This is a genomic window from Paraburkholderia sp. DHOC27, from assembly GCF_003429005.1.
In the GTDB taxonomy this organism is placed as follows: domain Bacteria; phylum Pseudomonadota; class Gammaproteobacteria; order Burkholderiales; family Burkholderiaceae; genus Paraburkholderia.
Genome location: NZ_QVQV01000008.1, coordinates 1 through 14,057 on the forward strand (window position 1 = coordinate 1; position 14,057 = coordinate 14,057).

The 14,057-nt window shown below is 64.2% G+C and carries 12 protein-coding genes and 1 rRNA gene; 3 read left to right on the forward strand and 10 right to left on the reverse strand.

Going from position 1 to position 14,057, the window contains the following annotated elements:
- From D0B32_RS24085 to phnS, 9 genes are all read right to left on the reverse strand, one after another.
- Positions 1-71, reverse strand: a 16S ribosomal RNA gene (locus D0B32_RS24085); the annotation flags it as partial.
- A gap of 576 nt (positions 72-647) precedes the next feature.
- Positions 648-1,208 carry a phosphonate degradation HD-domain oxygenase gene (locus D0B32_RS24090; RefSeq protein WP_117336822.1) on the reverse strand — a complete coding sequence of 187 codons (561 nt, stop codon included), beginning with the start codon at positions 1,206-1,208 and terminating at the stop codon, positions 648-650.
- 4 nt (positions 1,209-1,212) lie between these two features.
- Positions 1,213-2,670 (reverse strand): phosphonoacetaldehyde dehydrogenase, encoded by a 1,458-nt coding sequence (gene phnY / locus D0B32_RS24095; RefSeq protein ID WP_117336823.1) that lies wholly within the window; start codon positions 2,668-2,670, stop codon positions 1,213-1,215.
- Positions 2,667-3,932, reverse strand: a complete 1,266-nt coding sequence (gene phnA, locus D0B32_RS24100) for a phosphonoacetate hydrolase (protein ID WP_117336824.1) — start codon at positions 3,930-3,932, stop codon at positions 2,667-2,669. Before phnA ends, phnY begins: the two co-directional genes overlap by 4 nt.
- Before the next feature lie 21 nt (positions 3,933-3,953).
- Positions 3,954-4,700 carry a phosphonate utilization associated transcriptional regulator gene (locus D0B32_RS24105; protein ID WP_117336825.1) on the reverse strand — a complete coding sequence of 249 codons (747 nt, stop codon included), beginning with the start codon at positions 4,698-4,700 and terminating at the stop codon, positions 3,954-3,956.
- Positions 4,701-4,777: 77 nt separating this feature from the next.
- On the reverse strand, positions 4,778-5,641 hold the full coding sequence (gene phnV / locus D0B32_RS24110; RefSeq protein WP_117336826.1) for a 2-aminoethylphosphonate ABC transport system, membrane component PhnV: 864 nt from the start codon (positions 5,639-5,641) through the stop codon (positions 4,778-4,780).
- Entirely contained in the window at positions 5,641-6,573 is a 933-nt protein-coding gene (locus D0B32_RS24115) for a 2-aminoethylphosphonate ABC transporter permease subunit (protein ID WP_117336827.1), read from the reverse strand. Before D0B32_RS24115 ends, phnV begins: the two co-directional genes overlap by 1 nt.
- Positions 6,551-7,651 carry a 2-aminoethylphosphonate ABC transport system ATP-binding subunit PhnT gene (phnT, locus tag D0B32_RS24120; protein WP_117337159.1) on the reverse strand — a complete coding sequence of 367 codons (1,101 nt, stop codon included), beginning with the start codon at positions 7,649-7,651 and terminating at the stop codon, positions 6,551-6,553. Before phnT ends, D0B32_RS24115 begins: the two co-directional genes overlap by 23 nt.
- 145 nt (positions 7,652-7,796) lie before the next feature.
- The gene (gene phnS / locus D0B32_RS24125; RefSeq protein ID WP_117336828.1) at positions 7,797-8,891 is read right to left on the reverse strand and encodes a 2-aminoethylphosphonate ABC transporter substrate-binding protein; all 1,095 of its coding nucleotides are present in this window, start codon (positions 8,889-8,891) and stop codon (positions 7,797-7,799) included.
- Positions 8,892-9,256: 365 nt separating this feature from the next.
- On the opposite strand from phnS, the gene D0B32_RS24130 reads away from it, so the two are divergent.
- Positions 9,257-10,366, forward strand: a complete 1,110-nt coding sequence (locus tag D0B32_RS24130) for a 2-aminoethylphosphonate--pyruvate transaminase (RefSeq protein ID WP_117337160.1) — start codon at positions 9,257-9,259, stop codon at positions 10,364-10,366.
- A 19-nt stretch (positions 10,367-10,385) separates the two neighbouring features.
- Here the strand turns inward: D0B32_RS24130 and D0B32_RS24135 are convergent, their stop codons facing one another.
- Entirely contained in the window at positions 10,386-11,141 is a 756-nt protein-coding gene (locus tag D0B32_RS24135) for a DeoR/GlpR family DNA-binding transcription regulator (RefSeq protein WP_117336829.1), read from the reverse strand.
- Between the two features lie 224 nt (positions 11,142-11,365).
- Here D0B32_RS24135 and D0B32_RS24140 point away from each other — a divergent pair, with 224 nt between their 5' ends.
- Together D0B32_RS24140 and D0B32_RS24145 are read left to right on the forward strand one after the other, a co-directional pair.
- Positions 11,366-12,922, forward strand: a complete 1,557-nt coding sequence (locus D0B32_RS24140; protein ID WP_117336830.1) for an AarF/ABC1/UbiB kinase family protein — start codon at positions 11,366-11,368, stop codon at positions 12,920-12,922.
- Between the two features lie 215 nt (positions 12,923-13,137).
- Positions 13,138-14,022 (forward strand): DMT family transporter, encoded by an 885-nt coding sequence (locus D0B32_RS24145; protein ID WP_117336831.1) that lies wholly within the window; start codon positions 13,138-13,140, stop codon positions 14,020-14,022.
- Positions 14,023-14,057: the final 35 nt, after the last annotated feature.

Sequence of the window (14,057 nt, forward strand, 5' to 3'; positions counted from 1 at the left end):
TGCCGTTCGACTTGCATGTGTAAGGCATGCCGCCAGCGTTCAATCTGAGCCAGGATCAAACTCTTCAGTTCAATTCCTGTTACTGTTTTCGGTTGTCGCAGTTACCTGCTTGCAACCGGTCGCTCACTCAACGTACTGACGAATGATTAACCTGCGACTCTTCCGAAAAAGAGACAGGAAAACCTTCCTTTCATTACTGTGTGAGACTTGATACTTTCGCTTTACGTCAGGCTCCGAAGAACCCGACCGCGTCGCGCATCAAGCGCCCACACTTATCGGCTGTTAATTTTTAAAGATCGATCCGCATTCACCACCGAAACCGCGCCAACTTCACCTTCCGGCACCGCTTCGTTCTGCGTCGCTGCATCAGCAGCAGAGAAACGAGATTATGAAGAACTTCCGCTTGATCGTCAACAGGTTTTTTTAACTTCCTGAACCCGCCCGATCCGCTGCAAGCCTTGCCACTGCTGGCTCTCCCGCCTCCCGCGCCCGGTTGCCCGAAGCGCGAAAGACCGAGATTCTAGCGAGCCGGGAAGCGCTGTGCAAGCGTTATTTTGATACGCCCAAACAAAGGGGAGATTGGCGAGAACACGAGGCCGCTGCGACCAGCGCAAGGCATGCGGAGCACAACGAGAACACGGAAAAACTCACGCCACGGAATGAGCACTCATCACCCGCTCCACCACTTCTAGATAGTGATCGAGATCGGGCGTCGGGCGGTTGGCTTCCTTGGCGAGATCGTCCCACCGACGCACGCGCAGCGCGTCCTCCGCGTAGGGCTTGCTCAGGAAAGCGTCGGCCTCTTCCTTACTAAAGATGCCGCCCTGCAATTCGAGGCTACGTACCGAATCCACTGACAAATGCCCGAAGTATTCAGCGTCGATGGCACACAGGCAGCGCTTGGCGTCCACATGCAATCGAATCGGCTCCAGCACGGCATCCGGCAACACCGGCCGCAAAAACGGCAACGCAAAGTATTGATGCAGATCGTCGATGCCCCGCGCCGTCGGCGTCTCGCCAAAGCGGTTCAACAGATGGCCGAGGTCATGCAGAAACGCGGCCGCCACCAGCTCGTCGCCCGCGCCTTCCTGTTCCGCCAGCGCGGCGCTCTGCAACGCGTGCTCCAGTTGCGTGACGGGCTCGCCGCTATAAGCCAGCGCGCCGTGCTGCTCGAACAAACCGCGAATGTCATCCAGACTCAAAGCCATGCCATTACTCCCAAGGCAACGAAAACGTCTTGAGGTTGGTAAAGCTCTTCATGGCTTCCTGCACCCCTTCCTTATAACCTAGCCCCGAATCCTTGATACCGCCAAACGGCGTCAGCTCGATCCGGTAACCCGGCACTTCCCACACGTTGACGGTGCCCACGCGCAGTTCATTGACCAGACGGACGATCGCGTCCTGCCGGTTCGTGCAGACCCCCGAGGACAATCCGAACGCCGTGCCGTTGCTGATACGAATGGCGTCATCCAGCGTATCGAAGGTGATGATCGGCGACACCGGCCCGAAGGTTTCCTCGCGCACCAGCGCCATCGCCGGATCCACCCGGTCCACCACGGTCGGCGCATACAGCGCGCCCACGCGTCGATTGCCCGTCAACAGCCGCGCCCCTTGCGCCACCGCCTCGTTGACGCGCCGCTCGAACAGCCGCGCAGCGGCCTCGTCGATGACCGTGCCCATCTGGTTGGCCTCGTCGAACGGATCGCCGTAGGTCCACGCGCGGGTCTTCTCCACCACCCGCTCGGTAAATTCCGCCGCGACGCTCTTTTGCACCAGCATCCGTTTGACGGCCGTGCAGCGTTGTCCGGAGTTTTTATACGAGCCCTGCACCGCGAGCGTCGCCGCCCGGTCGAGGTCGGCGTCTTCGAGCACGATCAGCGGATCGTTGCCGCCCAGTTCCAGCACGACGCGCCGGTAGGCGGCCTTGCCCGCAATGTATTTGCCAATCGCGACACCACCCGTGAACGTCACCAGTTCGGCGAGCGGATGCGTGATCAGTTCGTCGGCGATCTCGCGCGGGTCGCCGGTCAGTACCTGCAACATCGGCTCGGGCAGACCGGCTTCATACAGGATATCCGCCAGGAAGAACGCCGACAGCGGCACCTTCTCCGAGGGCTTCAACAGAATCCGGTTGTTGGTCGCAATGGCCGGCGCGATCTTGTGCGCCACCTGGTTCATCGGATGATTGAACGGCGTGATGGCCACGATCACACCCGCGAGCGGCTCGCGCTGCGAGAACACGCGCCGCTTCTTGCCGTGCGGCGTCAAATCGCAAGAAAAACTCTGACCGTCGTCACGCAGCGCCTCGAACGAAGCAAACTTGAGCACATCGGCCACGCGCCCGATCTCGTAACGCGAGTCCTGCTTCGAGAGCCCCGCTTCTAGCGAGATCAGATCCGAGGCCGCTTCAGTGCGCTCGCGCAGCAACTGCGCCGCGCACTCCAGAATCTGCGAGCGCTCGTAGCGCGAGAGCGTGGAGTGATACGCGCCGGCGTATTCGAACGCCGCGCGCACATCGTCGACGCTTGCCATCGGCACCGTGCCCACCCGCAGGCCCGTGTACGGATCGAACACATCGAGCGTGCGTTCACGGCGCGCGCGTGCGCCGGCGAGACGCAGTGTTTCCTCGCGAAACGCGGGATGATCCGTTGAGGTCAATACGGCGTTCATGATGGCACCACGTGATTCAACGCCATGTCGAACACGTCGAAATTGCGCAGACGTTGACCGGCCTTCAAACCTTCCAGATGCCGATTGAAGAGCAACGGCACTTCCTGCTCGGACAGACCGCCATGCGATCGCAACGGCACGGTCAGCCCCGAGAGATCGTGTTCCGCGCGGCGCGTGCCCAGCACGACATTGCGCTGGCTCACGACGACGATGTCGCCCACCCGGTCGTTCGGCAATTCGAAACGCTCGCACGCAGCGCGGTTGTCCAGCACGACCTCGACGCCTTCGAGACCACCAATCCGCTCTATCACCTGACGCACGTTCACCTCACGCGGCAGATAGATCGTCGCAAACGAACCGAGCGCGCCGTGATGCACCACATACGGATCCGTAATCGGCAGGATGACCCGCGCCTTCGACGCGCCGAGCCATTCGTCCAGCACGTCCTGCAGATAGATCACGTTGGGCTCGCCGGTTTGCGGATCATGCTTGGCATTCATGCCGTGATCCGCAGTCAGCCCGATCACCCAGCCGAGTTCGTCGAGTTGGGCCAGATAGCGGTCCATCATCGCGTAGAACGCGTTCGCGCCTTCAGTGCCGGGTGCCCATTTGTGCTGGATATAGTCGGTGGTGGACAGATACATCAGATCCAGCTTGCGGGTTTGCGCGAGCCGCACGCCCGCTGCGAACACGAACTCGGACAACGCCGCGCTATACACGTCCGGCACCGGCAGTCCAACCAGATCGAGCACCTCGCCGATACCGTTCTCTTCCTGTGTCACCGTGTCGGCCTTCTCCGCGGAGAAGCAGATGCCCTTCAGTTGCCAGCCGAGCAGACGGCGCAGCTTGTCCTTCGCCGTCACGACCGCCACCGCCGCGCCCGCCTCTGCTGCGGCGGCGAGCAACGTCCCGGCACGCAGATACGCGGGGTCGTTCATCATCACTTCCGCGCCCGCGCCACCGTTGGCCTCAGGATCCCAGAAGTAGTTGCCGCAGATGCCGTGCACCGAAGGCGGCACGCCGCAGACGATGGACAGATTATTCGGATTGGTGAACGACGGAATCACGCAATCGCCCTTGAGTGCCGTGCCCGCTTTCAGCATCTTGCCGATGAACGGCGCGACGCCCGCCGCGACCGCGGCCTCCAGATAGTCGTATTCGCAGCCGTCCACGCACACCACGACCGTGGGCTGCGATGAGAGACGGTAGGCCCGGCCATTTACTTCGATAGTGCGCACGCTTTGTTCCGTATGGATTGACATCGATCTATTCCCTGCGCGTCGCTACGCGCGTTCTTCATCAGTCGGGGCCGACGACGGCAGCGCCTCGTTCCGTGGTCCAGCCGGTTCATAGGCCTCGTGTGCGCGTTGCCGTCCGCCGTTCACATGGGCCTGCATCAGTGCCGCCGCGCGCTCGGGTTCGCGCGAGGCGAGCGCCGTGAGGATGGCGCGATGTTCGGCAAGAGATCGTTCCATCGCGTCCGCCCGCACCACCAATGCGGCGCGCCGGAACAGACTCAACTCGCCCACCAGCCGCCGGTACGTCTCATACAGCTTGCTATTTCCTGCCGCCGCTACGATGCCGTCGTGGAACGCCACATTGGCGCGCGCGTAAGCGCCGTCGTCGCCCGCATCGAGCGCGCTGCGCATGGCGTCGATGTGCTTGCGCAGCCTCGCCAGTTGCGCCGCGTCGATGCGAGGCGCCAGGATCCGGCACGCCGCCTCTTCGAGCACGGCCCGCACTGCGTAAATCTCATCGGCTTCCGCCAGCGACACCACCCGCACGAACACGCCCCGATTCTTTTCGTTGCGCACGAGGCCGGCCTGCTCCAGCGCCCGGAACGCCTCGCGCACCGGCCCGCGTGAGACCTGCAGACGCGCGGCCCAGTCCGCTTCGTTGAGCTTGTCGCCAGGCGCCAGCACGCCTTCGATGATGTTGCGTTCGATGGCTTCGCGAACCAGCGCCGTCAACGAATGCCGACGCACCACATCAATTGGATCAGCGGAGCCCGTTTCCATATTTTCGGTCATTTCGACATTTTTTGCCACATTTTCATGCGTGAGGGAACGACTGGCACGATCCACAGAATGTCAGGGCAATCCGCCGCTCAGTCGAGCCGGCGGCGAGGCACCCGCGCGGCGATCACCAGCAGCGCGGCGAGTGAGACGAGCAGCAAGATCAACGAAAGAGCGGACGCCGGCAGGTAATAGCCGCGTTCCACCTGACCGACGACGACGATCGGCACCGTCGCGAAGCCTGGCGGGTACACGGTCAGGGTCGCCCCCAGTTCGCCGAGCGAGAGCGCAAAGCCGAGCGCCAGACTGGCGCGGATCGCGGGCACGAGTTGCGGCAGCACGACGCGGCGCAGCACCATCGAAGGCGGCGCGCCGAGACTGGCGGCCGCTTCGCGCAGCACCGTCAGCTCGGGTCGCAAAGCTGCGGCGGCGCAGCGGTAGCAGAACGGCAGCACCAGCGCGAGTTGCACGAACACGACGATTGCCGCGGAACTGGACAGGTCTACCGGCCGTTTGTGATACGCAATCAGCACGGCCAGACCGAGCACGACGCTCGGCACGCCATTGGGCATCATCGCGATCGTATCGACGAGCGCGCCAAGGCCACGCCGGTCACGCCCTTCGAGCGCGAGCGCCAGCCACAAGCCGAGGATGGTGCCCAGCACGGCCACGCCGAAACCGACTTCGAGGCTCGTGGTGAGCGCATCGAAATCGCTCGACCCCAGCCGTTCGAACCAGCGCATGCTGAAACCGTCGGGCAGGATCGTGCCGGACCAGTGCGCAGCGACGCTCGAGAGCGCCACCACCAGCACGGGCAACACGAACAACCAGAAGCACAGCAACGCGGCAAACGCGAGAAACACGCCGCCTGCCACGCGGGTTAGCAGACTGCGCTCGACAGGCCGCGCACGCTTGTGCATGACCGGCAACACTGTAGGGTCCAGATCGACGGGCATCAGCGCGCTCCTTTTACCTTGCGCCGGTTGACCTGGCGGTACAGCGCGTACAACGACAACGACATGGCCAGCATCACGACAGCGCCGGCGGCAGCGGTGGGCAAATCCAGATCCACGGTCGCGGAACTGTAGATGGCAACCGGCAGCGTGATCAGATGCGCGCTGCCCAGCACCAGCAGAATGCCAAACTCATTGAGCGTCAGCAGAAAGCACAGGATCGTGCCGGCCGCGATGCCAGGCCACGCGAGCGGCAGGATCACCTTGAACGCCACCATCCAGCCGTTCGCACCGAGACTGCGCGCCGCTTCGATCAGCCGCATGTCGAGCGTCGCGAATGATGCGAGTGTGGGACGCACGACGAACGGCGCGTAAAACACCACTTCGGCCAGAATCACACCGCCTACCCCGAACAGGAAGTCGAGCGGCGGCGCCTGGAGATGGAACAGCCGTTGCAGGCCGATACTCACCGAGCCCTGCGAGCCGTAGAGAAAAATCAGTGTGAAGGCCACGAGGAAGGATGGAAACGCCACGAACAGTTCGAGAAACCGCGTCACCAGCCGGGCGCCCGGGAACGGCTTGAAGAACAGCATCGAGGCAAGCGCCACGCCGAGCAGCGAGGCCAGTCCCGCGCTGGCGAACAGCACCCACAGCGTCGTACCGACCACGCCACGCGTTTCCGGATTGCCGAAGAACGTCGCGTACGCCTGAAAGCCGAGGCCACCATGCGGGCCGCTCAAACTCAACAGCACGAGCCGGATCAGCGGATACACCACCAGCGGACCCAGCACGACCACCGCAAGAAACAGCAGATGCCATTGCGCCGCGCGTTCGCGGCGGCGCACCGCAGCAGCGTGCGACGCGAAAGTCGCCGTGCGGCGCGCGTCGGCGGCGACGGCGTCCGGGGTGGCGTCAGGGCTGGATAAGGACGACATCGTCAGCCTCGTATCGCAGTGAAATGCGCGCGCCCTTTTCCGGCGACATGCCGTGGCCGCGCTGCATCGTGACGAGCACAGGCTCGTTGGGCATCGCATCGAGCGTAACGGACACGGACAACACCGCGCCGTACCACTCCACCGACGTAATCACGCCATGCAGTTGCCCTTCGCCAAGCGGCACCAGCCGCAACGCCTCGGGACGCAGGCAGGCGACGCGGTCACGCGTGTTGTAGCGCGCGTCGCCAAGCGGGAAGGCCACGTGCGGCGGCAGCAGATTCGCGGCGCCGAGATAGCGCGCGACGAAACTGTCGTTGGGCGCGTCGTACAACTGCTGCGGTGTGCCCAGTTGCGCAATGTGACCTTCACGCATCAGCAGCGTACGGTCGGACAGCACCAGCGCGTCGTCCTGGTCGTGCGTCACGCAGACGATGGTCAGATTCGGCAGCCGCTCATGCAGCGATTTCAGTTCGGAACGCACCGAGGCGCGCAGATTGGCGTCGAGTGCGGAAAGCGGTTCGTCGAGCAGCAGCACATCCGGTTCGATCACGAGCGCGCGTGCCAGGGCGACGCGCTGCTGCATGCCGCCCGACAGTTGCGCCGGCATCACGTGCCCCGCGTCGCCCAGTTGCACGAGCTTGAGCGCATCGGCCACGCGGCGGGCAATTTCCTTGGACGATTCGCGGCGCGCCCGCAAACCGAACGCGACGTTTTCGAATACCGAAAGATGGGGGAACAGCGCGTAGCTCTGGAACAGCAGGCCGAGATTGCGCTTGTGCGGCGGCACGTGGGTCAGGTCGTGGCCGGCCACCGTCAGCGTTCCGGCAAGACCATCCGCTTCGATGAAGCCGGCGATGAAACGCAGCAAGGTGGTCTTGCCGCAACCGCTGCGACCGAGCACGGTCAGCAGTTCGCCGCGTTCGATGTTCAGCGACAGGTCGTCGAGCACCGTGCGCGTACCGAAGCGCACCGTCAGATGCTCGATCTGCACGCCGCCCGGCGTGCCCGGTTGCGCTGCATCGCGCGCCTCTCGTGAAGCGCCCAGCGCGTCTGCGTGAGCAAGCGTAACGGTATTCACCGGGTTCATCCTCCAGCCAGGGTAGTGCGGTAGCCGCAGGCGCTGTTCCGATACGAAGATCGGGCGGCCCTGCGACAGACTTCAGGCGGACGTGAGCAGCGCTCGGTGCGCCGCCCACGTCGAACAGCAAAACAACGCCGTGCGATTACTGCGCCGGCTTGACCACTTCGACCTGCTTGCCCGAATCGCCGATCACGTCGGTCTTCCAGCGCGTCGTCCAGTCAGCCTTCTTCGCCATGACCTGGTTCCAGTCCACCGGAATCAGCTTGACGCCAGCAATGGCCTGCTTGACGGCTTCGCCGTTCTTGCCGGCGAGCGGCACGTCGCTGCGGCCCGGAATGCCGAAGATGTCCGGCACCTTGGCCTGCACGTCCGTCGACATCAGATAGTCGATCAGCTTCTTGCCTTCTGCCTGGTTCGGACCGTTCTTGATCAGGCCGATCGCGTACGGCAACTGGAACGTGGTCGGCTTGCCGCCGGCGGAAGCCGCGAGGAAGATCGGCTTGAGCGACAGACCGCCGTTAGCCGCGTCGTCCAGATCCATCTGCAGGTCGCCGTTGGCCACCGAGATTTCGTTACGCGAAAGCAGCACGTCGAGGTAGCCCGTGCCCTTGGTGTGGAACTTGGCGCTCTGCTCGAGCTTCTTCAGATAATCGAAGGCCTTGTCTTCACCCATCAACGAGGTAGTCAGAATGATCACGGCCATGCCGTCGCCTGCCGTGGCCGGGTTCGAGTACGCCACCTTGCCGGTGTAATCCGGGTGCAGCAGATCGGCAAACGTCTTCGGCTGGGTCTTCACCACGTCCGGGTTGATCGCGAACGAGAAGTAGTTGTTCACGAAGGTCGCCCACGAACCATTGGAGGCCTTGGCAATGGCCGGCACGTTCTTGTAGTTCGCGCTTTGATAAGCCTGCAGCAGACCCGCCTGATCGGCCTGCTGGATGAACGGCGGCAGCGTCACGAGCACGTCGCCCTTCGGAGCGTCCTTCTCGATGGTGGCGCGGTTCACCACTTCGCCGCTACCGGCCGTCACGATGTTGACCTTCACGCCTTCCTTCTTTTCGAAGGCCGGCAGCACGTCCTTGTAGAGATTCTCGAGGCCGTCAGCCGTGTACAGCACCACCGCGTCAGCGGCTTGCGCGGGCAGCGCCGCGCCGCCGAATGCCGCAGCCACCACGAGTGCCGGCAATGTTTTGCGGACGATGCTGGCAGTCGCGCGAAGGTGATTCGTCTTGTTCATGTCGCTCTCCGAAAGGCAAAAACCCGAACGAACGGGTTAACCCGAAACCTGTTGTATATGACGGCGGTAGCGCCGCGCCGCTTACGCTTGTCTGCAAGCCTCAGGCTAGCCCGAAGCGATTGCAGATTGCTGACAACCTCGTTGCTGCATTTCACACCGCTTCAGCCCGGCTGACAGCCCAACTGTGAATCCGACGCTGCCAGCCTTGCCTGAACGGGCACCGCAAGGATCACAGCTTTGCATGACAGCGCCATGACTATTTTCATGATTTCCAAAAAATGACACAATTCGCCAATAATATGCACATGCCGATCGCACTCGCCTAAGTGCGGCGCGATGCATTTTCTGAAGACGGAGGTTGTGTGATTTCTGGAAACGATCCGATCCTGCTCACCCCGGGGCCCCTGACGACCTCGCCCGTGACGCGCCAGGCCATGTTGCGTGACTGGGGTTCGTGGGACGCGGCGTTCAACCGTATGACCCAGTCTGTGTGCACCGATCTGCTGCAGATCGTACATGGCGAAAATGAATATGTATGCGTGCCGCTGCAAGGCAGCGGCACATTCGCCGTGGAAGCGGCCATCGGCACGCTGGTGCCGCGCCAGGGCTGCGTGCTGGTGCCTAACAACGGCGCTTACTGCGCGCGCCTCATCCGCATCCTGCAGCGCATGGGCATTGCGTATGTGGAACTCGCGCTGCGCGAGGACGAGCCTGTCAGCGCCGCGGCGATCGAAGACGCCTTCAATCGCGACTCGCGCATCACGCACGTGGCGCAGGTGCATCTGGAGACCAGCGCGGGGCTGCTCAATCCGCTCGACGATATCGCCGCTGTGTGTCAGCGGCACGGCAAAAGCCTGATCGTCGACGCCATGAGTTCGTTTGGCGCCTTGCCGATCGATCTGCGCCACGGCGGCATCGACGCACTCGTGTCGGCCAGCGGCAAGTGTCTGGAAGGCGTGCCGGGCATGGGCTTCGTGATCGTGCGCCGCAGCGTGCTGCAGGAGTGCGAGGGCCGCTCGCCGTCCCTCGCACTCGATCTCTACGACCAGTACGCCTACATGCAGAAGACCACGCAGTGGCGTTTCACGCCGCCCACGCACGTGGTTGCCGCGCTGCGCACGGCCCTCGACCAGTTCATCGCCGAAGGTGGCCAGCCGGCGCGCGGCGCGCGTTACATGCGCAACTGTGCGGCGCTGGTGGAGTCGATGAAGGCGCTCGGCTTCGAGACTTTCCTCAGACCGGAAGTGCAGGCGCCCGTCATCGTGACGTTCCATGCGCCGCGCGATCCGGCGTGGAAATTTGCGGATTTTTATGCGGCCGTGCGCGACGCGGGGTACGTGCTGTACCCCGGCAAGCTGACGCAGGTGGAGACCTTCCGGGTGGGCTGCATTGGCGCCATCGACGCCAATGAGTTGCTCAACGCGGTGGCGGCCATTGGCCGCGCGCTGACGGCGCTCGGTCTGAGCGTGCGGTAACGCCATTCGGGGTGCAGGCTCAGGCGATCAGCAGTTCCGGCCCGCGGGCGGCGATCGCCTTGGCGAGCGCGCGGTCCGGCGCGAGCTCCGTGACCAGATAGCGGGCACTTTCAAAGCCGTTGATGCGCACCGGCGTCACGCGGCCGAACTTCGAGTTGTCCGCCACCACTACCGCGACATTGGCCGCCGCGATCATGCGGCTGCGTACCTCGGCGGCCATGCGGGTGTAGTCGCTGAGCCAGGCTTCGGTGGAGATGCCGCCCGCGCCGACAAAGGCGAAGTCCGCGTGATACTGCGTCAACTGATGCACGGTATCCAGCCCGAAGGTGGCGTCTTCATTGTCCGACAGTTCGCCGCCCAGCAAGGTGACGCGGTTCTCGTTGCGGCGTCCGAGCAGCAGCGCGATGCGCCAGTCGTTGGTGTAGACAGCCAGGCGATGCCGGCTGGTCAGTGCCCGCGCCACCGCCTGGGTGGTGCTGCCCGAATCGATGATCACCGAGGCGCCGTCGGGCACCAGCTCGGCCGCGCGTTCGCCGATGGCTTTCTTGGCGCCGGCGTTGGCGGCCTCGCGCGTATCGAGGTCCGGCTCGCGACGATCGCTGGAAAGCGCGCCACCGTGCGTGGTGACGATCAGCCCGCGCGCGGCCAGCGTATTCAGATCGCGACGGATCGTTTCGCGCGACACATCGAGGTCGCGCACGAGTTCAGCTACCGATAGCGCGCCGTTTTTGGCAACCTGCGCCAGGATATATTGGTGACGTTGTTCTGCGAGCATTCGGTAGAGAGCCGTGAGCGGCGTACGAAGAGGTTCGGGAAGCCGCCGTATTGTAGTACGGTAGTACGGAATTCGTGCTCGCGTCCGCCAGTACCTGTTTCGACTGGTTCCGGCCGGTTTGTGCTGGTTTCTGCCGGTCTCCGCGCCCGCCGCAGCGCTTCCCTGCTAACCTGTGCGGCTATCCTGCGCGTCGGACGATGCGCCAGCCGTCCATTGAACTGCCAATGCCACCACTGTTTCGCCGCACCCTGCTGCTGTTCCACGCCCTGCGGTTTGGCGCTCGCCTGATCTGGCTCGCCGCGCCGCGCGAGCACAAGCTGCACTGGGCCGTCACGCTGATTGCGCGCGTGCACGCCTCCGAAGGCGGCCGTCAGAGTCTGCACAGCATGCTGCCCGCCCTCGGGCCGCTCGCCAGCAACTTCATGCAAACGCTCGCCGAGCGGCCAGAACTGGCTACCGGCACCGTGCACGAAGCGTTCGAGGCGGTCGGGCGCATGACGGCCCCGTTGCCGCCGCAAGAAGTGGAAGCCGCCTTCGCGAAGGCGCTCGGCCGTCCACCGGTGGGCCTCTTCACGCGGCTCGACCTGGTGCCCGCGCGCAACGGCTTCGCGGAACAGACGCATCTTGCCCGACTCGCCGAGCCGATCAACGGTCATCGGGACATCTCCATCAAACTGGTGCGCGCGGCCCAGCTTCAACAGATTGGCGACGAACTGGCGTTGCTGCGCTGGGTGGCGCGCTGGCTGGAAAAAATCTCCGGCAGTGCGCGCCGTCTGCACGTGAGAGCGCTGACCCAGACGTTTTCCGACGACGTGCTGCGTCGCTTCGACCTGCGCGCCGAGGCCGCCAACCTGAGTCAGACCGGACATCACTTCGAAGAGGACAAACGGCTGGTCGTGCCGGACGTGATCTGGGAACTGTGCACGGCGCAGACGCTGGCCGTGCAGCACGTTGAGACCGTCGCGGCCACGGATCTCGGGGGCCTGCTCGAACACCACATCAAGCTTGCGCGGCTGGCGACGCATATCGTCGAAGTGGTCACCGAACAGGCCTTCGAACACGGCTTCTTCCACGCGGCGTTCGACGCCGAGCATGTACGCGTCAGCATCGAACCCGAGAGCAACGGACGCATCGTGCTAGCCGAATTCGCGGCGATGTCCAGTTTGTCTTCGCACGAGCGCGAGTTCTTCGTGCATGGCGCGACGGCCCTGTTCGATCAGGATTACGGGCGTCTGGCTACGCTGCATCACGAAGCAGGTCACGTGGACGCCTCGACGCGCACCGAAGTGCTCGAAGCCGAACTACGACGGCGCAGCGAGGCGCATTTCGCGGCCGAGCCGGAAGATCGCTCGGCGGGCGACCTGTTCCATCATCTGCTGCATGCCGTGCTGCCCTTCGACGGCAGCGTCTCGCCACGGCTCGCGACGGCCCAGCGCTCCTTCGTGCAGGCCGAGGCGCTGGCGCGGGCGCTGCATCCGGGCGTGGATACATGGAACGTGGCGCGTTCGGTGCTGGGCGGTATCGCGCAACGCGATCTCGACCATCGCGGCTGGCTCAAACGCATCGGCCAGGAACTGCCGCATCTCGCCCACATGCTGCCCCGCGTGCCGCAACTGGCCGTGCGCTATCTGCAGCATCAGCACGATACCCACGGTAGTCGCGAGCATGCGCAATTGCTGCAGGACATTGGGCGCGAATACCGGCGTACGCGGGTCTTGTTATGGGCGTGCGCGGTATTTGGCGGTTTGCTCGGTGCGGGCGTGGTGCTGCTGAGTCATTGATTGAGCCGTTCAACGCCGCTCATTGAGGATTGAGACGCTTCTGCTTGACCACCGGGTCAACGGGTCAACAGGTCACTTCACCGCTTGGGCTCCTGGCCGCTGAGCCGCTGACTCCACGAAGCAACCACAGCCCAGCGCAGTGCAGTCTCGAACAAGACTTCACCCGCCGCTCTACCCGATACTGCGAGCCTTTCGCGCCAACCCAACCGCATCTCATGCTCGCAACGCTCACTGCCGTCGCTTTCGTCGTGGTCTGGTCGACGGGTTTCGTGGTTGCCCGTGCCATCACGCCCTTCGCCGATCCCAATCTGTTCCTGCTGGCCCGCTTCAGCGGCACGGCGCTGCTGTTCGCGCTGGCTGCCGGGCTGGGCCGCGCCGCCTGGCCGCGCGGGCGAGATCTGGGCAAGCACCTGCTCGCGGGCGGGTTGCTGCAGGGTGTGTATCTCGGCGCGGGATACTGGGCCGTTGCCCAGGGCATGAGCGCGGGCGTCATGGCGCTGCTCGGCGCCCTCCAACCGCTACTGACCGCCGCCGTCGCGGCACCGCTCTTTGGCGAGCGCCTGTCGCGACGCGGCTGGGCCGGCATGGCGCTCGGGCTCGTGGGGGTCGTGCTGGTGCTGCAACCCAAACTGGCGAGCGCGACGGCGCCGGGTTTATCGCACACGCAGCCGGGTCACGCGCCGGCGTGGCTCGTGGTCGCCGTGTCGATCGTCGCCGTGGCTGCGATCACGGCAGGCACGCTGTTTCAGAAGACCTCGCTGGCGCGGGCCGATCTGCGCAGCGCCAGCGCCGTGCAGAACTTCGGCGCGGCCGTGGTGGTGGCGATTCTTGCGCTTGCATTGGGCGAGCATCGCTGGATTGCGTCGACCACGCTCTGGATCTCGCTGGCGTGGGCCATCGTGATGCTGTCCGGTATCAGCGTCACCGCGCTGGTGTGGATGGTTCGGCGCGGCGATGCGGCGCGCGCCACCGCGCTCATGTTTCTGGTGCCGCCTTTTGCCGCGCTACAGGGCTACTTTGGATTCGGAGAAGTATTGTTGCCGGTGCAGATCGCTGGCTTCGTGGTTGCGTTGCTCGGGGTGTTGCTGGCGCGATCATAAGCAATAGCGCTGGGTTGCCGGCTCGCCCTCCGCGA